This window comes from Methylomonas sp. LWB (genome assembly GCF_001856095.1).
Classification (GTDB): domain Bacteria; phylum Pseudomonadota; class Gammaproteobacteria; order Methylococcales; family Methylomonadaceae; genus Methylomonas; species Methylomonas koyamae_A.
Map to the genome: position 1 here is coordinate 39,048 of NZ_MKMC01000012.1, position 26,219 is coordinate 65,266.

Consider the following 26,219-nt stretch of genomic DNA (forward strand, 5'->3'; position numbering starts at 1 on the left):
CGGGAGGTGAAATGACTGCTGTCAGCAACGAAAAAACGGTCGTGGATAATGGTAATCCCCGTCATATAGCCATCATTATGGACGGCAACGGCCGTTGGGCGCAGAAGCGGATGATGCCTAGAATCATGGGGCATCACGCCGGTGTCAAGGCGGTCAGAAAAATCGTCGAATATTGCGCGAAACAGCACATTGAAGTGCTCTCGCTGTTCGCGTTCAGTAGCGAGAACTGGCGCCGGCCGCAGGACGAAGTCAGTTTGCTGATGGAATTGTTCATGGCGACGCTGCAATCGGAAGTCGACAAACTGGACAAGAACAACATCCGCTTGAAAATCATCGGCGACAAGCACGCCTTTCCCGAGAAACTGCAACAAAAGATCGCCGCCGCCGAGCAGCAGACCTCTCGGAATACCGGTTTGACCCTGCTGATAGCCGCCAATTACGGCGGACGCTGGGATATTACCCAAGCCGCGCGTAAAATAGCCGCCGACGTTTTGGCCGGCGTCATTCAAGCGTCCGACGTGACTGAAGAGTTGGTCGATAGTCATCTAATGACCGCCGGCTTGCCGGAGCCGGATTTGTTTATTCGCACCGGCGGGGAAGAGCGCATCAGCAACTTTCTGCTGTGGCAATCGGCCTATACCGAATTTTATTTTACCGACGCCTTATGGCCGGATTTCGATCAGGCCTCGCTCGATAAAGCGATCGCCAGCTTCAAGGGCAGGCAACGTCGCTTCGGGCACACTGGCGAGCAGGTCATTGCTCAAAAAGTGCGCTAGGGATTTTTCCATAACCATAAGTATAAGAAAATCAGCTCATGTTATTGAAACGCGTTTTAACCGCCTCGGTGTTGGCGGCACTGGTTATCGTTGCCGTCTTCAAATTACCTGCCCTATTGTTTTCGTTATTTATTGCCATCATTACCTTTATCGCCGCTTGGGAATGGCTGGCGTTGACCGGCGTCGATAGCCTGGGGCGTAAGCTATTGTTTTTCGGCGCAATGCTCGTGCCGATGTTCGGCGTCACTTATTGGACCGAATTGCTGGAGTTGCTCAGCGAAGCGATGGAGTGGCCGGAAATCAAAGATTATTCCGATGTGTTGGAATGGTTGGTGTTCGCGCCGGTGTTGTTTTGGATTCTGACCATGGTGCTGATACGCCAGACTGGGCCGCAGCTATTGACGGCCCAATTTTCGCCGCGCCTGCAAGCCTTCCTGGGCTGGTTGGTGTTGATGTCGGCCTGGATGTTCCTGAGCAAACTGCGCGCCTATTACGGGTCCGGCATGGTGATCTACTTATTGTTGTTGATCTGGGCCGCCGATATTTCCGCTTATTTCGCCGGAAAAAAATGGGGCACCGACAAATTGGCGCCGGAGATCAGCCCCGGCAAAACCATACAAGGCATGTACGGTGCGTTGGTCTCGGCGGTAGTCTGTGGAATCGGCTTCTTTATTTACGGTAAAACCATTTCCACCGAATCGGCGCAAGCTCAGGAAGGCATGATGCAGTTCCTGGACGAATTGGTGTTTTTCGATATGTTGATGCTGTCGGTATTCACCGTTTTGATCTCGATCTACGGCGATTTGTTTTTCAGTTTGGTCAAACGCCGCAAGGGCGTCAAGGATAGCGGCAGCTTGTTGCCGGGCCACGGTGGCGTGCTCGACCGGATAGACAGCATCGTCGCCGCGACACCGTTCTTCTATGCGGGTATTTTATTGATCGGCCGGATTTTTTACTCATGAAAGGTATTTGCATACTGGGCGCGACCGGTTCTATTGGCGTCAGCACGCTGGATGTCGTCGCGCGGCATTCCGATCAATATCGCGTCGTCGCGCTGACCGCCAACGGCAACATCGAAGCACTGTATCAGCAATGTCTGGTGCATAAGCCTGATTACGCGGTCGTCGCCAACCCGGCCAATGCCGACGCGTTTAAAGCCAAAATCGCCGGGTCGCCGATCGCTGACATGACCGTGCTGGCCGGCGCCGAGGCGCTGGAAACCGTGGCAACGCTGAATAGCGTCGACGCGGTCATGGCCGCGATCGTCGGCGCGGCCGGTTTGTTGCCGACGCTGGCGGCAGCCAAGGCCGGAAAAACCGTGTTATTGGCGAACAAGGAAGCCTTGGTGATGTCCGGGCAGATTTTTATGCAAGCGATCGCCGACTCCGGTGCGACGCTGTTGCCGATCGATAGCGAACATAACGCCATTTTTCAATGCATGCCGGCCGGTTACACGACCGGGCATACCGCCAAGCAAGCCCGACGTATTTTGTTGACCGCGTCCGGCGGACCGTTTCGGCAAACGCCGATCGCCGATCTGGATGCCGTCACGCCCGAACAGGCGGTAGCGCATCCCAAATGGGATATGGGCCGGAAAATCTCGGTCGATTCGGCGACGATGATGAATAAAGGGTTGGAGCTGATCGAAGCTTGTTTGTTGTTTAACATGGACCCGGATGCGATCCAAGTCGTAATACATCCGCAAAGCATCATCCATTCGATGGTCGATTACGTCGACGGTTCGGTATTGGCGCAAATGGGCAACCCGGACATGCGTACGCCGATCGCCTACGCGATGGCGTGGCCGGAACGCTTCGATTCCGGCGTCGCGCCGCTGAATATCTTCGAGGTTAAGCACATGGACTTCGAACAGCCCGATTTAAACCGCTTCCCCTGCCTACGCCTGGCTTACGAAGCGATCAAGGCCGGCGGTATCATGCCGACCGTGTTGAATGCCGCCAACGAAGTCGCGGTCGACGCGTTCTTGAACGAAAGAATCAAGTTCACCGATATCGCCAAAGTTATCGAGCGCGGCATGGCGAGGTTTCAAGCGGACAGCGCCGATAGTTTGGAACTGATCCTGCGGGCCGACAGTCAAGCAAGGCAAGTCGCTAACGACATCATTGCCGAATTGACCGCCTAACCATGGATACTCTGCACACCGTCTTTTATTTCATCGTCGCCATCGCGGTTCTGGTCGCATTTCACGAATTCGGTCATTTCTGGGTGGCGCGTAAAGTCGGTGTCAAAGTGATTCGTTTTTCCATCGGTTTCGGCAAGCCACTTTGGACTTGGCGTAAATCGCCCCATGACACCGAGTTCGTCGTTGCCGCCGTACCGTTGGGCGGCTACGTCAAAATGGTCGACGAGCGCGAAGGCGAGGTGAGTCCCGAGGATTTACCCTATGCGTTTAACCGTCAACCCTTGTGGGCCAGAACAGCGGTAGTCGCGGCCGGCCCGTTGGCTAACCTGTCGCTGGCCGTGGTTTTGTTTTGGACCGTGCTGGTGCTGGGCGAAGTCGGCGTTAGACCTGTGATTGGCGGTGTCGAAGCGGATTCGTTGGCGGCCGCTGCCGGTTTCACGGCTGGCGAAGAAATCGTCGGCGTGGCCGGCAAGGACACCCCGACCTGGATGGATGCCTTGGATGCCGTGCTATCGTTGGCCATCGACGGTCAGACGCAAATCGACGTCGCGGTCAAAACCAGCGACGATAGCCGGCAGGTCAGACAGTTGCAATTACAGCCCAGCGACGTCGACTCTCCGGAAGTGTTACACAAACGCCTGGGCCTAAAGCCGTGGATGCCGGTCGTCAAGCCGGTAGTGGGTAAACTGCTTGAAGACGGTGTCGCCAAGCAGGCCGGTTTGTTGAGCGGCGATCTGATCCTTAGCGCCGATGGCAATCCGATCGGCGAATGGCAACAGTGGGTTGATTATGTGCAGGCTCGACCGGATCAACCGATCAAGTTGCTGATAGAGCGCGACAACGTAACTCTGCCGTTGACGCTAACGCCGCGCCGCGAACATCAGGACGACGGCCGGGAGATCGGCAAGATCGGCGCGGGCGTCTACATTCCGAAGGAATTGAGCGATTCGGTATTGGTCAAGTCGTCTAAAAGCCCCTGGGAAGCGGCGCCGTTGGCCTTGGAGCGGACCTGGTTTTACGCGACCGCGACGCTGAAAATGATGGGCAAAATGTTGGTGGGTTCGGCTTCGGTCGATAATTTGAGCGGTCCGATCAGTATTGCCCAATATGCCGGTCAGTCGGCGGAAATGGGCCTAACGGCATTTTTGAAGTTTCTCGGTTTGGTCAGCGTCAGCTTGGGCGTCCTCAATCTGTTGCCGGTACCGGTGCTGGATGGTGGCCACCTGCTGTTTTATCTGGTCGAAGCCCTGCGCGGGCGGCCGTTGCCGGACAAGATCCAAATGTATTTTCAACAAGTCGGCATGTTTTTACTAATGATGCTGATGGCGCTGGCGATGTTTTTGGATATCGATCGATTGTTCCAATAACTTGGAACGATTCGCGCCGCGTCGAGTCAACCGCTTTCTTTCCCATCCCTCGGACTATTCCATGAAAACATTGTTTCGAACCCTGGTGATTGCCGCTTCGGCCGCGATCAGTGCGAACGCGGCCGCCGACGAAGCCGCCATCAAGAAAGCTTTGACCGAATTCATGCCGTCCGGACAGGTCGATTCAATCACGCCGGCTGAAATCAAGGGATTATACGAAGTGACGATGGGCGCCAATATTTTCTATGCCTCGGAAGACGGTAAGTATTTGTTGCAAGGACAGTTGTTCGATGCCGAGGCCAAGAAAAACATCACCGAAACCAAGCAGGCCGGCGCCAGAAAAAACGCGCTGGACAAAGTCGGCGAGAAAAATATGATTATTTTCAAGCCCGAATCGCCTAAGCATCAGGTCTCGGTGTTCACTGACATCGATTGCGGCTATTGTCGGAAACTGCATTCCGAGATGGAGCAATATCAGGCGCAGGGCATCACCATACGCTACCTGTTTTTCCCCAGGGCCGGCAAAGGTTCGGATTCCTATAAGAAAGCGGTGTCGGTCTGGTGCGCGCCCGATCGTAACAAGGCGCTGACCTCTGCCAAGAAAGGCGAAAATCTGGATAGCAAGGCCTGTGACAATCCGGTCGACAATCACATGGCTTTGGGCGAGGAATTCGGCATGAACGGCACGCCGATGATTGTCACCGAAAAAGGTAACGTATTACCGGGGTACGTGCCGGCAGCCCAGCTCGCCAAAATCCTGTCCAGCGAATAAGCCGGCGGTTTGCTCGCCAAACTCCCGCTAAGCGACCGTTTAGCGGGTTTTAGACCACTTTAAAATTTTTCAAGAAGACTCGCTACCTTAGCGTATTGTAACTTCTACCCGCCGATTTTTCGGTTCCGGTGTTTCGTCGGCGGTTTTTACCAGCGGGTTTTTCTCACCGTGAGAAGTCACCGCAATTTCCTTGACATCCAACTGTCCGGCACCAAATAGCTTAGCCACTTGTTCGGCACGTTCTTTCGCCAGCGTCTCATTGTCCGCCGCCGCGCCAACCGTGTCGGTATGGCCGATGATGGAAATGTCGGCGGCCGGGTGACGGCGCGCTGATTCAATGATTTTAGGCAACTGCGCCGCCGATTCCGCCGTCAAGCGGGTACCGCCGGTTTCGAAGTACAGCAGATATACTTCCGGCCTGACCGGCTCTGAGCCGAGTGCCCGGCCGAAGTCTGATTCAATTTGTTTTTGGTCGGCCTGAAATACGTCCCCTTTCCGGTCGATGCGGGTTGCGGATCCGGCGCGGTCCAACACCGTTTCGCCGTCGGCCGATTTGAACACGACCTGGCCGGTACTGCCGTCGTGATCTTCCAACAACACCAGATACGACGAGCTACAGCCGACGAACATTGGCGCGACGGTCAGCAGCAGCGTTAAGGGTTTCATTCGATTGATAGTCATGGCTGCTCCCGCTTATGGATCGACTTTGGCCAGAAACCGCGTACCGCGCACCGCGATGACGCCGGACGGCGTTTTCAGCGTTACCGCCTCGGGCTTGAGTTTGGCGATAACCCCGGAAATGTATTGGAGCGTGCCTTTCAGCAAGCTGGCGTTCAGTTCCAAGCGCTCTTGTTGCGGTTCGAATTGGTAGGCCTTGATCTCCAGTTCGGTGTTCGGTCCTATCGATAGTACCGTGTTGTCTTTCAACGTAATTCCGGCCGCGCCGCGCTCGTCGGTTTTGATGACTTGACCGACTCTAATCGGCGAGCCTAATACAGCCGGAATTTGCAGATCGCCTTCGACAATCACCGTCGCGTCGGCGACCGTTTTGACGTAACCGATGGCCGATTGCTCCGCCCGGACCGAGCCGGCGGCACAGCTCAGCCAGATCAAACACAAGAATACGATTTTCATGGATGCCCTCTCGAAAGTCCGAAAGCCTTGCGCAGACAGCGCGGTGGGTTAGCGGGCAAGTATAGACAGCATTGCGGCTTATGCGCGTGGAAATTCAGCCCAGAACGTGCTGCCAACCTCCGGGATGCTGCTGACGCCGACTCGTCCCGCCATCAGCTCCGTCAGTTGCTTGGCGATAGCCAAGCCGATGCCTGTCCCTTCTATACCGCTATGTTCGGCATCCAGGCGTTCGAATGACTTGAATAGGCGATCGAGTTGCGCCGTGCTCAATCCCGGCCCGGTATCGGTCACCGCGATGCGGACGTAGCCGGCGTCGGTGGTCTGGGTCGACACGACGACGCGGCCGCCGGGCCGGTTATATTTGACGGCGTTGGACAAAAAGTTCAGTAAGACCTGCTTGGCGCGGCCGGCATCGGCGTAGAGACAGGTCGTCGGGGCCAGCGGGTTGGCCAGCTCTACGACAATCGCGTTCGGGTTGGCGAGCGGTGCGATCCAGGCCAGGCAGTCGTCCAACAGGGTTGTCAGTTCGACCGTGGTCAGGTTCAGACTCAGCTTTCCGGATTCGATTCTGGCCAAGTCCAGCAAATCATTGATCAAATTCAGCAAGTGCATGCCGGCCTTGAATATTTCGTTTGCGGCTTCTAGATGTTCGGCGGCCAGCGGGTGCTCGGGGTCTTCCATTTGCAGCAACTGCGCAAAGCCGATCACCGCGTTCAATGGTGTGCGCAGTTCGTGGCCGATTTGGGCCATGAATTGGCTTTTGGCGGTACTCATTTGCTCGACGCGATCCATGGACTCGCGAATCTCGCTAAACTCCTCGGCTTTTTTAAGCAAGAGTTTTGCCATCAGCATGCGCTCGCTAAGGTCGTTGACCGTAATCACCGCGCCTAGTGCTTCACCTTGACTGCCGAACAACGGTGCCACTACCAAATTGGCGGTCACACTTTGTTGATCGCTAACGGTCAGTCGGCAGTGTTCGAATTTGAGAGGCGCGTTTCCGCTCCGGCTCTCGGCGATCAACTCGCTAGGGAGCCAGAGCTTTCCGCCGGCTTGTGCTGAAAATAATTGGTCAATGTTACGGCCGGCTTCGAGTAACTTGGGACCGAACATATCCAACGCGCGGGAGTTCATGAAGTCGATTTCGCCGTTATCGCGCGTGGTCACGACAGCATCGACAATCGCATTCAATGTGATGTAAGCCCGTTTACGTTCGGCAAACAAGGATTGCAGCAGTTTTTCGAATTGGCGCCAGCTGCGCAGCGGATAGCTGAGGAATACGACCGTGACGGTGGCTGCCGGTGCAAACCAATAGCCGCCGAACGCCAACAACAACAGACTGAGAACGACCGTGCCAACCGCAAAGGCCGCTACGACCAGCGGCAGCCAGCGCGCCGGTGCCCAAGCGCCAGCACCGACGGTCAAGCCGGTCAGCAGCAGTGCCACACCGCACTGCCAGAGCCACGGCAGTTCTTGCCAAAATTTCTGTTTCAATAAGGCGTCCAGCCCGGCCGCGACAAATTCGACACCGCTTAGCGGCCGATTCCCAACCGCGAGCGGGGCCGGTAATTCTCGCTCGATGCCGGCGGCGGTCAAGCCGACCAAGACGAATTTATCCTTGAAAACCCGGTCGGCCACGGCGCCGGACAGCACGTCGGCATAAGACACCCGGACGAAGTCGGTGCTGGTGTCGTAAAACGGCAAGCCGACCCGATAATCGCCGGCCAATCCGGTGGCGACGCCCGCCGGATTATTGCCTGTCCGCGCGCCGGTCGACGCTTTCAAAGCGTCCGGATAGCGGACCGCATAGGCTGCAAGTGCCATCGCCGGCCAACGAGCGGCGCCTAGCCCGCTCCATAACAGCAGGCCGCGCCCGACCCCGTCTTTGTCTATTTCCAAGTTGGCATGGCCCAGAATCGCCGCCGAGCGAAACGAAGCGATCGGCAAGGTTTCGACCAGGGAATCGGCGTTGCTTTCGATGATGACCGGTAGAATCACAGGGCCGCTGTTTCGCAAGGCCATGGATAGCTCGGCATCCGCTTCGGGGTGCTCGGCATCGGCCTCGGAGAACACAAAATCCAGCGCAATCGCGGTGGGCCGGGCCGCGGCCAATTTGCGCAATAGCTTGGCGTGGATATCGCGAGGCCACGGCCAGCGCCCCAGCGTGCCAAGACTGCGCTGATCGACTTCGACGATGACGATATTGGCGGAAGCGGGCTTGGCCAGCCAAGTCAAACAGGCGTCGTACAGCCAGCGGTCCAGTCGCCAAGCGGCGTCGGTCCAGGTCAAGGTCACTATCGCGGCGGCCAGGATTAGCGCGATGGGCGTTTGCTTGCTTAGCCGTCTTGGCATCGATGCGGAGAAAGTTTGAAGAATCACTGCCGATTATAGTCAGCGGACAGCGTTTTGGTATTTCGTCGCGGTTCGCGTTGCAAGCAAACATTCGTGGTTGCGGTTTTGGCGCGTCTGTAGGCCGGGCCGAGATTTTTGCGTGGCTCCGCGCCAAACAGCCGGGGAGACGTCGCCTAACCCAATGGGCGAGCGACGGCCCTGATGGTTTCTAGAGCATTTTCTTCAACCGGTATAAGGTGTCCAAGGCTTGGCGCGGACTGAGGAGGTCCGGATCGATTTCTTCGAGCAGCACCACGGCGGGATGGCATTCGCGGCTGGTAAACAAATCGAACTGATTAATTTCCTGGTGGCTTTGCTGCTCGATGTAGGCGGTGTTTTCCAATTGCGCCAGCTTGTGCTTGGCGTTGGCGATCACCGATTGCGGCACACCGGCCAAGGCCGCGACCTGCAGTCCGTAACTTTGGCTGGCCGGGCCATCCTTGACCGCGTGCAAAAACACGATCTTGTCGCCGTGCTCCATCGCATCCAGATGAATGTTGTGGATGCCGGTTTGTTCTTCGGCCAGCGTGGTTAGCTCGAAGTAGTGGGTGGCGAACAAGGTAAAGGCTTTGACGTGGCGCGCCAAGTAGTCTGCGCAAGCCCAGGCTAGGGATAGGCCGTCGAAGGTGCTGGTGCCGCGGCCGATTTCGTCCATCAGGATCAGGCTGTTGGCGGTGGCGTTGTGCAATATGTTGGCGGTTTCCGACATTTCCACCATGAAGGTCGAGCGGCCGCTGGCCAAATCGTCGGAAGCGCCGATGCGGGTGAAGATTTTGTCGATGGGGCCGCAGGTCAACGACTCGGCCGGCACGTAACAACCGATGTGGGCCAATAGCACGATTAACGCCGCCTGGCGCATGTAGGTCGATTTACCGCCCATGTTGGGGCCGGTAATGACCAGCATTCTTTTGTCGCCGGAAAAATCCAGGTCGTTGGCGACGAACGGTATGCTGGACAATTGCTCGACCACCGGATGACGACCGGCGGCGATGCGGATGCCGGGTTCCTGGGTTAATAGCGGTTGGCTCCAATTCAAGGTTTCGGCGCGTTCGGCGAAATTGACCAAGACGTCGAGTTCCGCCAAAGCGGTGGCGCAATGCTGCAAGTCGATCAAGGCGTCTCCGAGCCTGGTCAAGAGTTCGTCGTACAAGGCTTTTTCGAAGCTCAAAGACTTTTCACGGGCGCTCAATACCTTGTCTTCGAAGGATTTCAGTTCCGGCGTGATGTAGCGCTCGGCGCCTTTCAGGGTTTGTTTGCGGGTGTAATGGACCGGTACCTTGTCGGCCTGGGCGTTGGAAATCTCGATGTAATAGCCGTGCACCCGGTTGTAATTGACCTTGAGGTTGGCGATGCCGGTGGCCTGGCGTTCGCGATGCTCCATGTCGATCAAAAATTGGTCGGCGTTCTGGCTGAGGTTGCGCAATTCGTCGAGTTCGGCGTTGAAACCGAGGGCGATGACGCCGCCGTCGCGGATCAGCATCGGAGGATTGGCTATGATCGCCCGCTGCAGCAGGTCGACCAATTCCGGATGCTCGCGCAATTGCCCCCGTAGTCGTTCCAGATGGGGATTGTCCGAGCCCTTAAGCTTTTGTTGCAATTCCGGCAACACCGCCAAGGTCAGCCGCAAGGTCAGCAAGTCGCGGGGGCGGGCCGATTTCAACGCAATCCGCGAGCTGATGCGTTCAATGTCGCCGACTTGGCGCAGGCTGGCTTGCAAGTCGCGGTACAATTCGTTTTCGATCAGGCTGGCGATGCAGGCGTATCGGCCGTTGACTTTTGTCTGGTCGCGCAACGGCCGGTGCAGCCAGCGCCTGAGACAGCGGCTGCCCATCGCCGTCGCGGTTTTGTCCAATACGCCGAGCAAGGTGTATTGCAGTTGGCCGCTGGGGTGGCTGTCCAGCTCCAGGTTGCGGCGGCTGGCGGCGTCGAGGGCGATGCTGTCGCCTTCATGCTCGACGGCGATGCCTTGGATATGGGGCAGGGCGTTGAACTGGGTGTCGCGCACGTATTGCAGCAAACAGCCGGCCGCGCAGATCCCCGCCGGCAGGTGTTCGCAGCCGAAGCCTTTGAGGTCGTGGCAGTTGAATTGCTTCAAAATTAGTTGGCGGCAACTATCCAAATCGAAATGCCAGGGTGGGCGCTTGCAAAGGCCTTTGCGTTCCTTGACGCTGGCCGGCAAGGCGTGGTCTTCGCTGAACAGCAGCTCGGCTGGGCTTAGCCTTTCGATTTCGGCCAAGAGTTGGCTGTCGTTTTCCAATTGTTGCAGCACGAACTTACCGCTGCTCAGATCCAGGCAGGCCAGGCCGATCAGTTTGTCGAAATGCGCTATCGCCACCAGCAGATTGTCCTTGCGGTCCTCCAACAAGGCTTCGTCGGTGACGGTACCAGGCGTGACGATGCGTACGACTTTACGTTCGACCGGCCCCTTGGATTTGGCGGGATCGCCGATTTGCTCGCAAATCGCGATCGATTCGCCTTGTTTCAACAGTCTGGCGATATAGTTTTCGGCGGCATGATAGGGAATGCCGGCCATCGGAATCGGCGCTCCGGCCGATGCGCCGCGTGCGGTCAGGGTAATGTCCAGCAATTGAGCGGCGCGTTTGGCGTCGTTGTAAAACAGCTCGTAAAAGTCGCCCATCCGGTAAAACAGTAGAATGTCCGGATGTTGAGCCTTGATGCGGAGGTATTGCTGCATCATCGGGGTGTGCTGTGTTTCGTTGCCTTGCTTGCTGTCTTGTTTTGTTTGGATATTCATTCGTAAATTAATGAAATAACAGATAATTGTTCTATGTTGTGAGCCGGGTTCACTCCAGCTACACTTTTCAAAACTTCCCTGCACTTTGCTGTTTAGTATAGGTTTTAGTATAGGTTTTTTCGAGTTATACTCGTGTCATCGATCAACATAAAAAACCTATACTAAAATGCAATTCGATGCCCGCACCGCTAAAGCTTTGCAGCCAGGACAGCATATGGCTTTTGACGATTACCCAGGACTGCGTTTGTCTGCCATGGCAAAGGTGAGAACTTGGTTTTATCGGTATAGAAGCACTGTTGATGGACGCCTTAGGCAGGTGTCAATTGGTCATTGGCCGTCTATGTCATTCCCAGTGGCTATTGTCGCTTGGGAAGCTTTGAAAAACCAGCGTGATTCTGGTAATGATCCTGTATTAGAGGCAAAGCAAGCTAAATTAGAGGCAAAAGCTTTAATATTAAAACAAGAGGCGGCAAATTCTGAAAACGCTTATACAGTCCGCGTGCTATGTGATGAATATTTAGCTGGACATGTTTGTCGCCACAGAGCCAAAAAAGGTTCTACTGAAATTACTAGGATGTTTAACGCGATGCTGGGTGATATGGCGGATTTACCATCCACTGCAATTACCCGCGCAATGGCTTTTGATTTGATTCAAAAGTACGCCGCAATATCGCCCGTGCAGGCCGGAAAATTACGATGTGAGTTAGGAGCAGCATGGGATTATGCAATGGATGCCGGCAGACTACCTGAAGCTGCAGTAAATTGGTGGCGCTTAATTTTACGTGGAAAAATTAGATCAAAAGGAAAGACCATAGAAGGTAAGAACATCGGCGTGGTCAAACGCGTACTCACTGAAGACGAAATCGGTGAATTGATAGCTTGGCTTCCAAATTTCGCACCGATAATTACTGACGTTCTAATGTTATATCTTTGGACCGGAACTCGCGGCTCAGAAATTGTTGGCATGTCAGGAACTGAAATTAGTGAAGAGGGCGGTCAAGTTTGGTGGACGATACCGAAAATTAGAACGAAAAATGCCCGACATGAAACTGCTACAGATCAAAGGGTGCCCTTATTCGGTAGAGGTTTGACAGTGGTGTTACGGCGGAAAAAACTATATGGAGACGGTTTTCTATTTCCATCCCGTCATAAAGTGGGGCACATCGAACAAAAATACGTCACTGAACAGGTATTTTATAGGCAACCCTATAGTCAGATTCGCCCTGAGCAGGTGAGGCCTCGATTAACGGTGACTCATTGGGCACCGCATGATTTGCGACGGACGTCACGCACCTTGCTTGCAAAATTAGGATGTCCAGATTCCGTAGGTGAAACGATTCTCGGTCATATGTTACCCGGTGTGGTGGGAACTTATAATCGGCATCAATATGACGATGAAAAACGCCTATGGCTCTTTAATCTGTCAGAGCATCTTGAGTCATTGGCAAAGCGTTTCGAGATTTAGGTTTGCCGTTGCGTCCGCCTATTGCCGTATTAGGGGGGGGCAATAAATCGGAAACAGGACGCGATTCAGCCCATTCTTCAATTTCACGTAGTAACCAGCAGGAACGGCGTGCAGATGCTTTACGAGGCTTAGGGAACTCATCGGCACGAATCAATGATTGGATGGTAGATTCAGAAAGCCCTGTGACTTCCGAAACCGCCTCAAGATCAATCATGATGGGTCTCAATACCGACTGACGTTTATGGGCGTTACTCATGTATTTGTTGTCTATCAATAAATAGGTCACTGGTTCGATCCGGCCTTGTTTTAGATAAAACAATGACCGGATTAGCTGCCATTTTTTCTTACTCAGGATTCAAATATTTTTGGTTAACCTTCTCATAAATGTATTTTGCAGACGCTGCAGCGATCAGAAAGATCTTCACGGGCTTTTAACAAAACCCAAGATCGGCATTGTGGACATTTCGAAAGTTGTACTTTTTTATCATTGATGTCTTGCGCCACCACCCAAGCATCGGAAAACTCGAGTTGTCCCAAGGGATATGATTTTTTATACGCATTAAAGGCGGAAATTAGTGTCTGGATTTGGCTTTCTGTCGATTTGGTCGTGGCAACCTGAAAACACACGGCGAAGATGGTTACGTCTTTATACTTACGGTGACTACCGGTCAAACCTCGGGTTGAAAACTTGATTGATCCACGGCTGGGCGATCGGCCATGTAATTGACGGTAAGTCTGTCTCAATAGCTTGACCGGAATTCCCGTTGCTTGATGCACGATTTTGACTTTCGCATGGAGATTGAGCAGTTCTATTGCCAAGGTTTGTTGTTGATATTTCTTGAGCATTAGCTGCCTCCCTTAATCAATAGTGCCGCTTAATCCGAGCATGGCTTCCACCATCGGTGGCGATTCTCTGTTGATGTTTTGAATAAACTGACTCGAAAATCGGGGGGTAAAACATAGCCAGTTGGAGCGGGCAATGAAATCAATGTCTTCTAAAGATAAACGTTCAACTGCCAAGCGCATGGCCTCATCGGTAATCCCCAAGATTAATTCAGTCAGCACCGGGTTCTCCCGTGCGACTTCTCTGGCTTTGATGAGCCAGGCCTGATTCATGGCGTAAATCTCTTCATCGCACCCCAACTGATCAATCGTCGTCAGTTTGTCAAAGTAGCCCTCCAGATTTTTGAATGCTGACTGCATCATGTTGTCGATGTGCCCCGCCATATTGACTATTTTCAGTTTCGATTTCAGAAAATCGGATCCGAATTCGGAGACCAATGGCAAAAACAATTCCTGAAAGAACCCCAGCGTGATGCTTTTAACGTCCTTAAAATCAATCGTCAGCGATTGCTGATTGGCAAAGCACTCGCGTGCTAGCCGCGCGAGGTTTTTGCCATGGATAGACTGAGGTATTTGGGAATTGGTGGCTGTGACGACAACGATATGCATGCGACTTCTCCTTAGTAGCTGATGGATCGTCTCTAACGAGCGCTTGGTTTGTTCAATGTGAGCATTTTTGATTTTGTGGAAATCCAGCGTCGCCGACCTGAGCGATCAGTCCATACATCACAGATAGGGCATTGACTAAATGCGGCATCAGGGTGAATCATGCTCAGATAACGGGCGCGGCAACGCCCGCAGATCATGAAAACCAATTCACCCGCCGAGAGCAGGCTAATTAAATACCAAGCCCGGTTGATGTCTAACGGATAATGTTGGCTGGAGCGAGATTGGATACATTGCCGATAGGCTAAAATTCTGGAAGCAACGTTGCTGTAGATCTCATAAGCCGCAACCAGTAAGGTCGCATCCAGGTTCGGGGTAGAAAGCCGGTGCCGAATGTCTTCAATCATGCTTAAAAATAGCGAGGCATGAATGTTGTTGAACGCCGAGCGAATGGCCCATTGATGATCGTGTGGCAGCATGCCTTGTTTGGGTGCTTGCCCTTGTACTGTCTTAAAAAATGCGATGCTTTGCTTTCGGGTTAAATGGCAGAGTTGGCTGACAATTGGAGGACGGGCGCCGAGTTGGATTAGTTTTTCCGCCAATAGCAAGTCTGCGCCAATGTTTGGCCTGTTTTTAAAGGGCATTGGTTTCATCCGCGGTTCCAGTGATACAAGGTTGGAGAAGATCCACATAGGCAACCATGGGCAAATTGCTTGGGGCATAGACAGGCAATAACTGAATCACTGCGCGACTGCTTTCGGCGTGTTCACGAAGTTGCTCCTGTGTCATGCCGGCGAGACGGTCTATGCCAACCCGATCTAATCCAAAGCGCCAGGCCGTTTCCGCCGGATTACTGCGTGCGCATTCTCTGGCTAGCATGAGATATTCGAAATTTAATCGGGCAAGATCTTCATCTAGTGTTGACATAAACGCCTCTGAGTTGATTAACGACTGTTGTCGATATGCTAGGCAGGGAATGCGGAAATGTCCCGGTCGCAAAGTGACCTGTTTTGGGTCACAAAGCTCCGGAACCCCGGATTGATATGATTTGGCGTTGTTGAAAATAATTGGCTTATTGAGCTGGTGATGCGTTTTTCCGCATGTGATGGATGACCACTTTGATAACGCCAGGCTATTTGTTTGGCCTGATGGATTGAATGATCCTGAAATTCTTCTAATCTCGTTCTGCTTGCCAAAGGCCTTGCCCGCGACAAGCGGCGTCTTACTTGGCGTTTGATCTAAATAACTACATCCCAAAATCATTTTTACTTCGCTTATATCGCATTGGCTATGGAGGACATTGTTATGAATCGGCTGGTCGCTAACCAGACCGCAACTGCCTGTTACCTGGTTTGGGGTGGTTTATGCGCGAGGTAATTCAATGCTTGATCGATTGGCTGGATAGCGAGCCAAGCGATGAAAAAGGGCACCGCATATTGCGTGCGTTAGCCCAGGAATCGTTAATGAAAGCGGATTTCGAAGAGTCGAAGCGACGTTTCACGGCCGATGAAATCGTCGCTGCTGTTGGTGAGTCCTTAGAAAGTGTCGAACCTAAAAAATGGATCGACTGGCCGGGTTCGTTAAAAAAATATTGCGAAATCCGCGAACCCCAAATCACCGAGTTTGCCCGTAAACGTGGGTTGCCTCATTATCCAAAGCCGGAACGTAAAAGCACAAAGGGAGGGCCGGGACGACACACGACGTTCTATATCAAAGCTGAACCGGTTCCGGAGATCTTGGAAGAAGACCAAGCGATCGAGGATGTTCGGGCTGAGAGCAACGCCGCCGATTTGCAAGCCAGCTATCAAATGACTGAATTGGGTGAAGTCAAACCCAGTTGGATCGCGAGTTGGCTATTCCGGCATGGACAAATCGAATTAAGACAATGGCATGTCTGGGTTATATTGGGTTGGCTAGCAATCATAGCTGGGTTCGCGGTGTTAATTGCTTATGCCGGATGGCTATCGTTATCCGTGCCCAGGCCGGTGACAACGCAAGATTTGACATTACTGGTAAGTATTTTTGCGATTCCGTATGGTTCCTGGGTCACTATCATCAAGCCTTGGATATTATTGTTGGATGATCGAATTGTTGTAGCCCATGAACTATTCACAAATTTTTATGAACAGTCTGCACAGTTCGAACTGCTACGAGATGGAGATTTAAGAGTGGTTCGCTTGGTTCGGTATTCGGCGGTATGCCCAATATGTGGCGCCACTATTTATCTCGAAAAAGGCGAGCCGGATTACCGGCGAAGATTGGTTGGGCGATGTTATGAAAGCCCAAGAGAGCATGTGTTTAGTTTCGACCGAATCACGCGTTGCGGGCGGCTACTGGTAGATAGATAGCATTTCGAAGGTGCATCTCAATGTTTTTAGGGAGACAAGGATCGGTAGCTTGTTTTCGGTAATGAAAATGAGCGCATTATCCAGCTGGATAATGCGCTCATACATTTAGTTTTAACAATCCTTGCCGGTTTGAAGGATTTGCTTTTGACCCGATTCAGTTGGATACGCTATCACCGAGGCCGGTTTGCCGTGCTGATCCAACTCCACCACGAAGGCTTTGCCGTACAGTGCAGGACAGCCGCAAAAATTCGGCAACAGTCGTTGCATGGCATTGGCCGGATCGCTGGCGGTATTGGCAACCACAAAGGCGATGAAGGCATCCGAATCGCTTTCAAAGGTCGATTCCTGAAACTCATCATATTCGCTTCTGAAGCTGGCCATTTGCTGCAATGCCTGTGCTGAGCAATCACCTTTGGGCACAATGATGTCATCGGCGTTTTCCTGGCCTTGGTAGCAGGCCTCATCCCTGATTTCAACAACATCCTGCCCAAGCCGGATTCGGTAAGCATCGCAAAAACGCACGGGAACCCAACACCAATCACCTTGGAATTGAGCCTGGTGCGTTTCATTGATCGTTTCAATTACCAGGTCTTCATCATTGAGGTGCCGAACCAGAGCATGAAGCCAATGCCCGCTATCCAGTGTGCCGTGGTACAGCAAATAATCCTGGCGCCAGGCAAACATAAAACGCCCGGCGCCGTCCTGCTTGATGTCATCATCAATCGAGACGATGCCACGGGCCTTAATTTCTGCACGGGTCATGGCTTTTTCCGGCCGCTGCTCGAAGTTATCAAAAACTTCGGTATCGCAAACCGGATAGGCAATGATTTCGCGTAAGGCTTCTGGCGGCACTACAGGTACATCGTTGAGTAACTTCAGCAGTTCCCAATGCCGCAGCATGTCATAAAAACCAACGAACGCTTCGGCAGACAGAGAGGCTTTCATCTGGATAAAACGCTGTTCGATGGTTTGCGCCAGGACAGCTTTAACCCGTTTGATGACATCAGCTTCATCGACCAGCTTGTCACGATCCGGCAAGCGGGCGTGAAAACGAGAAGAGTCCAGATGAATGATACGGCGATGCGAAGTGTAGCTATGCGAGGAATAAATGGGCAAACCTTGCAGATAAATATCGAATTCATATTGCGCCCCATTGGGTTGGTCCATACCATGCAGATAGATTGCGCCAATCTCGGTTTCGACAAAGGTCAATCCGCCATCTATGGCGCATGAACCGTTCAAGCAAGTGATCGTTGAACAGCACTGGAATGGGGAAGCCGCGCGCCAACGTTTTCAGCGTCGTGGCAATTTGACCCATTTCCATATCCACATCCTGCAAGGTAATGCTAGTGATGCCGTTCCAATCTTGGACTGGTGTGATCGTCACCGGATTAAATGCCAAAATGTGGTCGGTTTCGACGTCAATCGAACCACTTTTACTCATGACGCTGATTTGCCGACAGGCAAACAATGCCGATAAAAATCCGATTCCAAACGGATGTTCATAGGCAACCACGTCCGGATTCCAGCCTGATTCGGCTACAGTCAGTAGTGTTGCAATCGAGTCGATGCCGCAGCCATCATCCAAAACTTGAAGCGTTTTGGTTTCAGGACAATAGTTAATCACCACCATGGCGGCATGGGCCCGGCGAGCGTTTTGAATTAACTCGCCCAGAACTGTGGTTTTGTTGGTAAAACTGAAGCGTAGACTTTTGACCAAGTTGGCTTGGTTCACTTTCATCGCGACTTCGTTAGTTTGTGTTTTCATGTGTTATCTCCGGGTATAAAAAAGCCCCGAGAACATGAAACAGACTACCCCCTTGGGGAGCGCTGTTCATCTCCCCGAGGCGGGTGATACTGGTTAGACCAGTGGTTATTTAAAAAACTTGCTTTAGAATTTGTGCGCGGGCTATGAAGCTAAAGCCAAATGGCTATCATGCAGGCCATCCCAATCCAATTGGCGGACACCGTTTTGATCGCTATCCAACAAGGTATCGGGATCAATGCCATGATTTGCCAGTACAGTGCTCATGGCCTGGGTTAGCATGGTATGGCCTCGAGCACGTTCGGATTCACCGCCGTATTTGATCGCCCAAAATGGATCAAAGTGATAATGCCGGCCATCCCGTTTACAGTCTTTACTGACTTCGGTACGGAAGGCCTTATCGAGCTTTTCCGCTTGGTCGAACTGCTGCCAAAAACCAGTTCCTGCATTGGTCTCCGCAGGTGGTAGCCAACGACGATGAGTGCCAACCAGACGATTCATCCGATCAATCAGCGTTTTATTGCTGGGGAAGAAATGAATCGTGCCCACGCCCGGATAGTAGCGAACATCAAAATAGCTGCCGCTAATCCGTTGCCCGGTTCGCAGGGCATGGAAGTGATTTCGGAAAACCGATTCCAGCCTTACAGCCGCTTCATACTTGCCATCCAGCATCGCAAACACTTTGTCAAAATCCGCCAGCATCCGTTGGGACTCCCACGACAAATCGTTTTGATACGATTCTGTGGCGTGACCCGGAATGACAAAGCGGGTGGTTTTGATGCGCATACCCAACGCGCGGTGCTTATCGTTCGACTTCCAGCCCATGTAAAACACTGTATTGTCACTGTGGTAGCGAGTGATCAAATCGAACACATCGCAGACCATGCTCAGCTGAATATCGCCTTGTTGATCGATGATGCCCTGTAAAAAACCGTAGATATTAGGTACGGTGAATTCCAGTGACTTTATGGTCTCGAAATCCGACTCCAGCCGTTTTTGCGCCGCCGACGATAAACGCGAGGTGACTTGCGTGGAACGCAAAATACCGGACCAGGCACGATCTTTCAGATCGCTATAATCGGTATAAAGCTGATTCTTCACCCAATCCAGAGTGGTATGTGTGGATTTGACCGCCGCATCGCCATTCAATTCGCCGAGTGTTTGCCCCAGCATCTTGCGATAGCGCATGGCGCGCGCTTCACTAAATGCCGATTGCCGGGCCGCTTCGACCGCGGCATTGAACATCAGCACCGCGTTGTCGATGAAGGCATTGGCTAACGCCAGTTCATGGATTGGCTGGCAATCGCCGGCCAAATTCTCGGCGCTCGCTTGATCGCGACGTAAGTCATCAAGTATGTTGCCTAAAAGCTCCTCTTCGAACGTTGAGGTTTTCTTCAGCCAGACCAGCGCAATTTCAACATCGGTTTTGCGGCTAGCATCCTGGCCGGCAAACATCTCCGGCAAATATTCCACTTCGCCAAACTGTTCAATCAGTCGGAGCAAATGCTTTCGTTCCTTGGAAAACGGGTTTTTCAAGGTTTCGGCATTAAGGATTGCGACGATCTCACCATCGAACAAAATCTCCCAAGCCTTCAGAACATGCTGTGTGCCGTCGGCAAACGGGGGATTCATCAACACATGCGAATACAGACTACCGCTTTTGAACTGCATAAAATCCATGCCTACCACCGAATAGCCTTGCGAACGCAAGATCGGGTGCTTGCTGATATCAATTTCAATGCAATCGACCGGAATTTTCTGCCAGTGGTTGTAAGGTCGAGGTTTTAATAAATGACCTTCACCTGCGGAGGGTTCCAATACACGAACAAAACTCTTGTTCTTGAAGGTTTCCCAAGCCTTGATACTCAGGGATTCAGGTGTTGGATAATACTGATAATTGTCTATCATGGTGATCTCCGATAAGACCCCTGACGACAGATTTATCCCTGGCGGGATAGAATCATCCCGCAGGGGTATGTATAGTGAAAAAACTCGGCTTAATCGAGTGTCGAAATCAAACAGTGCGTCAGATCAACGCAAACCGCTTATATTGAATGAAATCCTGATACTGCCGGGCTTCATTTTTTGCCTTGAACCGGGCATGCACGCTGCCGTCGATGAACATTTCCCAGGGCAAGCGTTTAAGCTCACCTCTAACCAGTTCCACGTCACCAACTCGAAAATCTTTGTGTTGGTAAAGCACCTGGCGCGGGCTATCGATACGAACGATGCAATGATCCAGTAAGGCCGGACCGCCGATGTCACCCGGTTCGATCAATAACGGCACTTTGATCGTGCCCGTCGAGCGACCGATCCAGCCGATAACATCGTGTTCATCGAGCCAGGACTGACCGGTTTGAGTATCGCCGTAATAAAGCCGGATTTTGCGCCGGCTTTGGCGAAGCTGTTCTAACAGATCGACTACTGGCTCCGGCGTATCAGCGTGATAACAGGTGCCGGATGGCAAGCGCTGATATTGGATGCAATGACCCGTGCCGAAGGTGTGTTCAAAGATGAGTGAGTTCATGATGTTGTCCTCAAAGAATACGGAAACATCACGCTTCCCCGGCGGGAATAGGACATTCCCGTGTGGGTGGATAAAAAGAGCGCCGAATCGAAAGACTTGGCTAACTCAGGCATTTACGAATTACGCGTCTGAACGACGCACTATTTTTTAGGATTTGTTTTCCAGTGCAGGTTTCCCCAAGGTTTGAAATGCCAGAGGTATTAACTGATCCAAATCCTCCCAATCGATACTGCCGCCGTTGGTTTCGCCTTGTTGATAGGCTTCAACCAATCCCCGACAAACCCGCATGGCCGCTTGTTCCTGCTTCAATTGCCGTACCGAATGATCCGGCTCTGGCAACTGTGCAACAGCAACGCATGCCCATACCAAGCTTTCACCCTCCGATTCATGATATTCATCGGACAATAACGGCATAGCAGCGGTGTCATCCCAAATGGTGGCATCGTTGAATGCCTGTTTGGCAATCTGTTGTGCCGATTCGGGACTATCCGTGGTGATGCCAACCGAAACCCGGTGCACATAGTCGATTTCGTAGGAGACTACGAAAAGCCGATTCACCACCGCCACCTTGACATTGGCTGAGGCGGGTTCGTCGACTGGCAATTCGGTTTTCGCCGATTCACCCTCGATCAATGCGCTTTCATAAGGCTCGATCTCTTTATTGCAACCCGGGTAGCGATCGTTACAGCCGCAATCCCATACATCCTCCCATTCGGTTTGACAGTAGGGACAGCGGTACTGATTTAGATAGCGAACCGTGCTGGCTTCGGTCTGCATTGCGGTAATGTTTGGTTGTTCGATTAATGTCATGGTCATTTCCTCCAAAAAAACGCAGGAACAACCACCCTGCAGGATGAGGTTCCTGCAGGGTTAAAAACGCTGAAAAAGCCTAAAACTGGCTTATGCAGCGGGGTTGAATTCACGTAAAAATCGGTATATGGTGACTAAAACTCATTAAAAAGTAGAGAAATAGCTATGTTTGACGATATTTTGCGCATTTTTGATTTCCTCAGTCCTAAGCAGACCAAGGAGCAGTATCCAAGTCGAAAACCGATGGCAATTCCACTCGATCCCAGACTGAATGCGTTAAATCTTTGCAAAACAATTTTGACCAAGTTGGATGCCGCGGAAGCCGATGTTTTGCAAAATATCGATGATCCGAAGCGAGCCTGGGAGTTGTTGAGCAATATCCGACAATTGCGACGGGAAACCTTTGAGGATCTACAATCGCTATTGCCGGAGGGCTTTCGTTTCAACGAACCCAAGATTGATTTGGCCAGGCCGGTACGCACCGTAATGACACAAACCGGCGCGACGCTTGCGGTATTCAATGGCCGACAGACTCACTAACCGGCACTGATAAACCGTTGCCTTTCAGCGCTGCCCGTAATTGGGATACCTGATGCGGAATTTTCTGGGCCGCTGAGTCAGCAACCGATTGCTTTTTCGAGCGCCGAGGTTTTTTGACTTCAGGCTCGGGACTATCAATCACAGGCTTAATTTTCAACAACTCCCGTTCCAGTTTGGCGATTTGAATATCCGCCTCGTAGATTTCGATCGTTTTTAACTTGGCCTGTAATTGTGCTTCCAGTCGGACAGCCTCACGATTAACACCGTGATTGCGGGTTTGAATTTCCTGACGCACCGAATCCGATATCGCCAACCAATCCATGTCCTCGCGGCTACGTGGCATGATGACCGGTAGCCGGTTTCTAACCGACAGCTTTCGCTGTGCTCGATAGCGCTTAAAAGCCAGTGTGCTTTGTTTCAACACGATCAGTAGTTGCAAAGTTGTCGCCCAAATCACTCGCAAGGCGAGGATGAACATCGCCAAAATAATGATGCCGAAAATAAAGTTCATTGAAGTTCTCCTTTATAAAATTTAAGAAAACACTTCGAATGAACAGCACCCGGCTGGGCGATGGTAGCCCGAAGCGGGTTTAGGATTTGCAGAGGGTAGTACCACTGCGTTTTACATCGGGCTTAACGCACCCAACACGATCAAGGAAACACCTTGCTCGCCGCCTAAAGACGGAACGCCGACCGGAGTCGGATTCAGCATTCTGGAAAGAACGCATGAAGTGTCTGTTTGTCGAATGGGCTCGTTATGTGGAGTACATTCGACAAACTGCAAGTGCAATCAGCTACCCATAGCCACAATCCAAGGCATTGGGCCAAGGATTGGGCTACGGATAACGGACTGAGGACAGATTACGCTGCCAACAACACCGATTTCGAGAGATCGAACAATTGTGCTCTCAGCTCTGAAAGGTCATTAATGGTGATGGCAATCGGGAATAGATGACTGACATCCAGTCCCAAACCCACACCGACCGTTTCAATACCGCTATCCCGACAGCGCTGCAAAAGTTCCAGCGTGCTCAGGGTGTCGTTGGGTTGACCATCGGTCATCACCATCAACACCTTGCGCGGTTCCCGGCAACGCAGTAGTGACGCCACCCCAAACCAAATCGCTTCGGTCATCGGCGTACTGCCAGTGGCGGCCAGCGAAAAGGCGCCGGTACGGGCATTCACGCGTTGACCATGTTCCAGTAATCGGAACACCGAATCATCCTGATGGCCTGGAAACGCTGTAACGCCAGGATTTACCCCCGGAATGCCTTCAAAGGCTAATGCCAGTGCCAAAGTCGCTTCCAACGCAATCGGCATACGCGATCCGATGGGTTGGCCTTGGCTATCGGTTACCTGATAACCCATGCTTTCGGATTTATCCAGTAACAGATGAATCGCCGTATTGGGTGCAGCTTTGGCCCGTTTGCGTTGAAACAGCTTAGTTTCGCCCAGTGGTAAGCGGTGTAAACGCTTGCCATCCAGCCGCCGTCCACGACACGCATGTTGCGACCGGTTTAAGGTTTGCGATTGCACCAGGCCTTGCAACGCGGCACGGATTTTTCCCGATTCGCCTTGCACCTTACGCAGCAAAAACGCACCGGCCCGATCGTCCATGGGTGGCTCGTGGCCACTGGGCATCAGCAATTCCGAACCATTTTCCGCAGCCAACGATAACGCCGATTTCAGCGATTCAAACACATCCTGCTCGATGTCACTGTCACCAGCGGACAAAAAGGTTTGCAAGACGCCCATCGGATCGGCAATCTCCGCAGTTTCTTCATATTCACCTTGCGGGGTGGATGTCGAACTGTCGGATGGCGTTGCCGGTTCATCGTCAGGATTTTTGGGAGCCGAATCGTCGTTACCGGCTGGTTCTGACGACGATTCGTCATCAGTGTCGTTGGATAACTGTTCATCGGGATTCATTTCATCCTGGGAATCCAAGCCGCTCGAATCGTCCGAATCGGTTGATTCAGCATCCTGATTCGTATCATCCGGTTCAGGCGTGGTTTCCTCATCCGCTGTTGGTTGCGCTTGATTACGCTGCCGTTGTTGTTCGAATTCCTGCTCAATCATGGTCAGGATGCGATCAGTCAATTGCAGGCAATCGGACTCCGATTGCAAACCCAGCGGCACTTCGGATAGCAAGCCTTTCAGTCGGGTTACCGCACCTTTCGGAAACTTCGCTTTTAGTGCCAGTTCGGTTTGCTCAACCAAAGGTTGCAGGGCCGATTGACCTAATACCTTTGCCCGCAAACTTTTCAAGACAAAGCTGTACAGAATATTAGCCGGATGATCATCAATACTACTGGCGACAAAGTCGCCTTTGGCAATCATCTTTTCAATTACGGTGCGGATAGTTAGTCGCGTTCCCGGAAAGTCCTTGGCCAGTTCGTGCTCGATACGGACATCCTCGATTGCATTGCATAAGCGCCGGCGTAATACCGAACTGCCATAGCGCAGCGAAAAATCCGAATAACGAATATGCGCCGCTTCATGTGCTAACAGGCCCCATGCAACATCCTGATAATCCGGATCATCACCCTCATAGGCCGGCAGCCAAATGGTTTGCCCATCGGTTTCGGCTTTATCACCGCCGACACTGACTTTGACGCCGAAGCGATTGCCGATGGCGGCCGCGACGATGGGAAATGCGTTTTGTAAGGTTCTATTTTTCATGGTGTGCTCCTAAATAAAGGGCAAACCATGACCCCATTGGGACATGAATTTGCCCCAGTGGGTGAACAGTTAATTTAAGTCAGATCATTCAGAACCAGTAGTCCTGGTCGGAATCGTCCTCCTCGTCATCGTCTCCCGCAGTCACCGTTTCCGGTTCTGCTGAATGTGTAGACGGGTTGGATTCATCGTTATCTTTATCGATTTCCAATTCGGTCTGACGTTTATCCAGCAAGACCTCAATCGCCAAGTCATCCGCTGCAGAATCCGCTTCAAGTTCATCATCAAAGATGCCGTCAAACAGATCGGTAAAATCGGGACTGTCTGAAACGCTTTCAGCGATGAGTGGTGTTGGTTCGGCTGCGACTGTTGTTGCTGTTGGTACCGTTGGAGGCTCTAACTCCGCGTGTTCGACGATTTCATCAACATCCGTCTCTTCAACAATGGGTGTTTGATTAACCAATAAACCTTCACCGTGCCGCCGGGTTTTATCCGGATCGGACAACAGCATTGCCGTGGCTAAAATCTCCTGCAAAATACTGCCTTCAATGGCGCCTTTGGTGGGAATCCTAGCCAATAGATCGTCAATGGTGCTGACGACCGGCGCGACCCGATGATCCAGAAAACCTAACCCATCGAGCTTGTCCCTCATGCGGCGAATCGGCCGTAACGCATTACGCGTGACTTGCTCCTTGCCCAGCAATGATTGCTCGATGAGTTGATTGGCTTCCACGGAAATTTCGTAGAACATCTGCTCACTGAGTGAACCGATTTTGCTGTCCAGACGTGAGACATCCGCCGGCGGCAAGCTGTCGGGTAACCCAATGCTGACCACCAGAAAATCAAACGACAACCGCGTTGAGACAAACTCCACCGAATCCACTGCTTGTTCAATGATGCCGGCAAATTCCGGATGGCGAACCACCCAGTCCGTCACCGCCGCATCATAGCCGGCAATAAACTCGGTTTTAGCCACTGCAAAATCCAGCCCGATACGCTTAAGTTCCGCGGTAATACTGGCGGCCGATTCAACCGGCACGGCAAATCCACCCAGAAAGCGAGTGCCAACGCGTAAACAAATGCGTTCGGCTTCCTTCTTCAGGCGGTTGAATACCGTCAGCTTATCGGGATCGAGCAAACGTTTGGAACCTAAACTGGCTAAATCCTCCGGCGGCAATTTGCTACCGTCGGCAAGCACCAGGTCTTCTTTCTTCAGTTTCTTGCGTGCGCCGTAGATATTGGCATCCACTTTTACCAAGACCACGCGGTCTAATATCAATTGCGTTTCATGAGACATGGGA

General features: G+C 52.3%; 25 protein-coding genes. 8 read left to right on the plus strand and 17 right to left on the minus strand.

Going from position 1 to position 26,219, the window contains the following annotated elements; all coding sequences use genetic code 11:
• Positions 1-11: 11 nt before the first annotated feature.
• From BJL95_RS06040 to BJL95_RS06060, 5 genes are all read left to right on the plus strand, one after another.
• The gene (locus BJL95_RS06040; protein WP_071156278.1) at positions 12-776 is read left to right on the plus strand and encodes an isoprenyl transferase; all 765 of its coding nucleotides are present in this window, start codon (positions 12-14) and stop codon (positions 774-776) included.
• A gap of 38 nt (positions 777-814) precedes the next feature.
• A complete protein-coding gene (locus BJL95_RS06045; protein ID WP_064030545.1) occupies positions 815-1,738 on the plus strand; it encodes a phosphatidate cytidylyltransferase in 924 nt (307 codons plus the stop codon).
• Positions 1,735-2,919 carry a 1-deoxy-D-xylulose-5-phosphate reductoisomerase gene (gene ispC, locus BJL95_RS06050; RefSeq protein WP_071156280.1) on the plus strand — a complete coding sequence of 395 codons (1,185 nt, stop codon included), beginning with the start codon at positions 1,735-1,737 and terminating at the stop codon, positions 2,917-2,919. Before BJL95_RS06045 ends, ispC begins: the two co-directional genes overlap by 4 nt.
• A 2-nt stretch (positions 2,920-2,921) precedes the next feature.
• On the plus strand, positions 2,922-4,286 hold the full coding sequence (gene rseP / locus BJL95_RS06055; RefSeq protein WP_071156282.1) for an RIP metalloprotease RseP: 1,365 nt from the start codon (positions 2,922-2,924) through the stop codon (positions 4,284-4,286).
• Positions 4,287-4,347: 61 nt separating this feature from the next.
• Positions 4,348-5,058: a DsbC family protein gene (locus BJL95_RS06060; RefSeq protein WP_064027213.1), complete on the plus strand. Its 711-nt coding sequence runs from the start codon at positions 4,348-4,350 to the stop codon at positions 5,056-5,058.
• An 87-nt stretch (positions 5,059-5,145) separates the two neighbouring features.
• Here BJL95_RS06060 and BJL95_RS06065 read toward each other — a convergent pair whose 3' ends face one another.
• From BJL95_RS06065 to mutS, 4 genes are all read right to left on the minus strand, one after another.
• On the minus strand, positions 5,146-5,739 hold the full coding sequence (locus BJL95_RS06065) for an OmpA family protein (protein ID WP_071156284.1): 594 nt from the start codon (positions 5,737-5,739) through the stop codon (positions 5,146-5,148).
• A 12-nt stretch (positions 5,740-5,751) separates the two neighbouring features.
• A complete protein-coding gene (locus BJL95_RS06070) occupies positions 5,752-6,192 on the minus strand; it encodes a FecR domain-containing protein (RefSeq protein WP_064027217.1) in 441 nt (146 codons plus the stop codon).
• A 78-nt stretch (positions 6,193-6,270) separates the two neighbouring features.
• Complete coding sequence (locus tag BJL95_RS06075; RefSeq protein WP_071156286.1) at positions 6,271-8,541, minus strand: CHASE2 domain-containing protein; 2,271 nt, start codon at positions 8,539-8,541, stop codon at positions 6,271-6,273.
• 208 nt (positions 8,542-8,749) lie between these two features.
• Positions 8,750-11,335, minus strand: coding sequence for a DNA mismatch repair protein MutS (gene mutS, locus BJL95_RS06085; RefSeq protein WP_071156290.1), 2,586 nt, complete (start codon positions 11,333-11,335; stop codon positions 8,750-8,752).
• 166 nt (positions 11,336-11,501) lie between these two features.
• Here mutS and BJL95_RS06090 point away from each other — a divergent pair, with 166 nt between their 5' ends.
• Positions 11,502-12,800, plus strand: coding sequence for a tyrosine-type recombinase/integrase (locus BJL95_RS06090; protein WP_071156292.1), 1,299 nt, complete (start codon positions 11,502-11,504; stop codon positions 12,798-12,800).
• On the opposite strand, the gene BJL95_RS23670 is transcribed toward BJL95_RS06090, so the two are convergent.
• The 5 genes from BJL95_RS23670 to BJL95_RS25650 form a co-directional block, all read right to left on the minus strand.
• Complete coding sequence (locus BJL95_RS23670) at positions 12,751-13,086, minus strand: AlpA family transcriptional regulator (RefSeq protein ID WP_197484912.1); 336 nt, start codon at positions 13,084-13,086, stop codon at positions 12,751-12,753. The two genes, BJL95_RS06090 and BJL95_RS23670, sit on opposite strands and share 50 nt — an antisense overlap.
• A 92-nt stretch (positions 13,087-13,178) precedes the next feature.
• Positions 13,179-13,646 carry a FlhC family transcriptional regulator gene (locus BJL95_RS23675; RefSeq protein WP_083385704.1) on the minus strand — a complete coding sequence of 156 codons (468 nt, stop codon included), beginning with the start codon at positions 13,644-13,646 and terminating at the stop codon, positions 13,179-13,181.
• A 12-nt stretch (positions 13,647-13,658) separates the two neighbouring features.
• On the minus strand, positions 13,659-14,252 hold the full coding sequence (locus tag BJL95_RS06095) for an STAS-like domain-containing protein (RefSeq protein ID WP_071156294.1): 594 nt from the start codon (positions 14,250-14,252) through the stop codon (positions 13,659-13,661).
• 32 nt (positions 14,253-14,284) lie between these two features.
• Positions 14,285-14,902, minus strand: coding sequence for a FlhC family transcriptional regulator (locus BJL95_RS23680; protein ID WP_175463654.1), 618 nt, complete (start codon positions 14,900-14,902; stop codon positions 14,285-14,287).
• Positions 14,883-15,512 (minus strand): flagellar transcriptional regulator FlhD, encoded by a 630-nt coding sequence (locus BJL95_RS25650; RefSeq protein WP_254786697.1) that lies wholly within the window; start codon positions 15,510-15,512, stop codon positions 14,883-14,885. Before BJL95_RS25650 ends, BJL95_RS23680 begins: the two co-directional genes overlap by 20 nt.
• Before the next feature lie 101 nt (positions 15,513-15,613).
• On the opposite strand from BJL95_RS25650, the gene BJL95_RS06100 reads away from it, so the two are divergent.
• Positions 15,614-16,597, plus strand: coding sequence for a hypothetical protein (locus tag BJL95_RS06100; protein ID WP_071156296.1), 984 nt, complete (start codon positions 15,614-15,616; stop codon positions 16,595-16,597).
• A gap of 111 nt (positions 16,598-16,708) precedes the next feature.
• Here the strand turns inward: BJL95_RS06100 and BJL95_RS06105 are convergent, their stop codons facing one another.
• From BJL95_RS06105 to BJL95_RS06125, 5 genes are all read right to left on the minus strand, one after another.
• Entirely contained in the window at positions 16,709-17,809 is a 1,101-nt protein-coding gene (locus BJL95_RS06105; RefSeq protein WP_254786698.1) for a hypothetical protein, read from the minus strand.
• Complete coding sequence (locus tag BJL95_RS25655; RefSeq protein ID WP_071156299.1) at positions 17,736-18,365, minus strand: ATP-binding protein; 630 nt, start codon at positions 18,363-18,365, stop codon at positions 17,736-17,738. Before BJL95_RS25655 ends, BJL95_RS06105 begins: the two co-directional genes overlap by 74 nt.
• A 141-nt stretch (positions 18,366-18,506) precedes the next feature.
• Positions 18,507-20,270 (minus strand): DUF4942 domain-containing protein, encoded by a 1,764-nt coding sequence (locus BJL95_RS06115; protein WP_071156301.1) that lies wholly within the window; start codon positions 20,268-20,270, stop codon positions 18,507-18,509.
• Between the two features lie 118 nt (positions 20,271-20,388).
• Entirely contained in the window at positions 20,389-20,889 is a 501-nt protein-coding gene (locus BJL95_RS06120) for a hypothetical protein (RefSeq protein ID WP_071156303.1), read from the minus strand.
• A 147-nt stretch (positions 20,890-21,036) separates the two neighbouring features.
• Complete coding sequence (locus BJL95_RS06125; protein ID WP_254786699.1) at positions 21,037-21,699, minus strand: hypothetical protein; 663 nt, start codon at positions 21,697-21,699, stop codon at positions 21,037-21,039.
• Positions 21,700-21,942: 243 nt separating this feature from the next.
• Here BJL95_RS06125 and BJL95_RS06130 point away from each other — a divergent pair, with 243 nt between their 5' ends.
• Entirely contained in the window at positions 21,943-22,239 is a 297-nt protein-coding gene (locus BJL95_RS06130; protein WP_254786700.1) for a hypothetical protein, read from the plus strand.
• On the opposite strand, the gene BJL95_RS06135 is transcribed toward BJL95_RS06130, so the two are convergent.
• The 3 genes from BJL95_RS06135 to BJL95_RS06145 form a co-directional block, all read right to left on the minus strand.
• A complete protein-coding gene (locus tag BJL95_RS06135; RefSeq protein ID WP_071156310.1) occupies positions 22,217-22,750 on the minus strand; it encodes a hypothetical protein in 534 nt (177 codons plus the stop codon). The two genes, BJL95_RS06130 and BJL95_RS06135, sit on opposite strands and share 23 nt — an antisense overlap.
• A gap of 350 nt (positions 22,751-23,100) precedes the next feature.
• Positions 23,101-24,921 (minus strand): VWA domain-containing protein, encoded by a 1,821-nt coding sequence (locus tag BJL95_RS06140; protein ID WP_071156312.1) that lies wholly within the window; start codon positions 24,919-24,921, stop codon positions 23,101-23,103.
• An 88-nt stretch (positions 24,922-25,009) separates the two neighbouring features.
• Positions 25,010-26,215 carry a DUF3150 domain-containing protein gene (locus BJL95_RS06145; protein WP_071156314.1) on the minus strand — a complete coding sequence of 402 codons (1,206 nt, stop codon included), beginning with the start codon at positions 26,213-26,215 and terminating at the stop codon, positions 25,010-25,012.
• Positions 26,216-26,219: the final 4 nt, after the last annotated feature.

Excerpts from the sequence above, each read along its gene's own strand:
- BJL95_RS06115 (WP_071156301.1), bottom strand. The coding sequence starts at position 20,270 with ATGATAGACAATTATCAGTATTATCCAACACCTGAATCCCTGAGTATC.
- BJL95_RS06095 (WP_071156294.1), bottom strand. The coding sequence starts at position 14,252 with ATGCATATCGTTGTCGTCACAGCCACCAATTCCCAAATACCTCAGTCT.
- BJL95_RS06100 (WP_071156296.1), top strand. The coding sequence starts at position 15,614 with ATGCGCGAGGTAATTCAATGCTTGATCGATTGGCTGGATAGCGAGCCA.
- BJL95_RS06140 (WP_071156312.1), bottom strand. The coding sequence starts at position 24,921 with ATGAAAAATAGAACCTTACAAAACGCATTTCCCATCGTCGCGGCCGCC.
- BJL95_RS23680 (WP_175463654.1), bottom strand. The coding sequence starts at position 14,902 with ATGAAACCAATGCCCTTTAAAAACAGGCCAAACATTGGCGCAGACTTG.
- BJL95_RS25650 (WP_254786697.1), bottom strand. The coding sequence starts at position 15,512 with ATGATTTTGGGATGTAGTTATTTAGATCAAACGCCAAGTAAGACGCCG.
- rseP (WP_071156282.1), top strand. The coding sequence starts at position 2,922 with ATGGATACTCTGCACACCGTCTTTTATTTCATCGTCGCCATCGCGGTT.
- BJL95_RS06145 (WP_071156314.1), bottom strand. The coding sequence starts at position 26,215 with ATGTCTCATGAAACGCAATTGATATTAGACCGCGTGGTCTTGGTAAAA.
- BJL95_RS06070 (WP_064027217.1), bottom strand. The coding sequence starts at position 6,192 with ATGAAAATCGTATTCTTGTGTTTGATCTGGCTGAGCTGTGCCGCCGGC.
- BJL95_RS06060 (WP_064027213.1), top strand. The coding sequence starts at position 4,348 with ATGAAAACATTGTTTCGAACCCTGGTGATTGCCGCTTCGGCCGCGATC.
- BJL95_RS06045 (WP_064030545.1), top strand. The coding sequence starts at position 815 with ATGTTATTGAAACGCGTTTTAACCGCCTCGGTGTTGGCGGCACTGGTT.
- BJL95_RS06135 (WP_071156310.1), bottom strand. The coding sequence starts at position 22,750 with ATGAACTTTATTTTCGGCATCATTATTTTGGCGATGTTCATCCTCGCC.
- BJL95_RS06130 (WP_254786700.1), top strand. The coding sequence starts at position 21,943 with ATGGCAATTCCACTCGATCCCAGACTGAATGCGTTAAATCTTTGCAAA.
- BJL95_RS23675 (WP_083385704.1), bottom strand. The coding sequence starts at position 13,646 with ATGCTCAAGAAATATCAACAACAAACCTTGGCAATAGAACTGCTCAAT.
- ispC (WP_071156280.1), top strand. The coding sequence starts at position 1,735 with ATGAAAGGTATTTGCATACTGGGCGCGACCGGTTCTATTGGCGTCAGC.
- mutS (WP_071156290.1), bottom strand. The coding sequence starts at position 11,335 with ATGAATATCCAAACAAAACAAGACAGCAAGCAAGGCAACGAAACACAG.
- BJL95_RS06065 (WP_071156284.1), bottom strand. The coding sequence starts at position 5,739 with ATGACTATCAATCGAATGAAACCCTTAACGCTGCTGCTGACCGTCGCG.
- BJL95_RS06075 (WP_071156286.1), bottom strand. The coding sequence starts at position 8,541 with ATGCCAAGACGGCTAAGCAAGCAAACGCCCATCGCGCTAATCCTGGCC.
- BJL95_RS06120 (WP_071156303.1), bottom strand. The coding sequence starts at position 20,889 with ATGAACTCACTCATCTTTGAACACACCTTCGGCACGGGTCATTGCATC.
- BJL95_RS06040 (WP_071156278.1), top strand. The coding sequence starts at position 12 with ATGACTGCTGTCAGCAACGAAAAAACGGTCGTGGATAATGGTAATCCC.
- BJL95_RS25655 (WP_071156299.1), bottom strand. The coding sequence starts at position 18,365 with ATGAAAACACAAACTAACGAAGTCGCGATGAAAGTGAACCAAGCCAAC.
- BJL95_RS06090 (WP_071156292.1), top strand. The coding sequence starts at position 11,502 with ATGCAATTCGATGCCCGCACCGCTAAAGCTTTGCAGCCAGGACAGCAT.
- BJL95_RS06125 (WP_254786699.1), bottom strand. The coding sequence starts at position 21,699 with ATGACATTAATCGAACAACCAAACATTACCGCAATGCAGACCGAAGCC.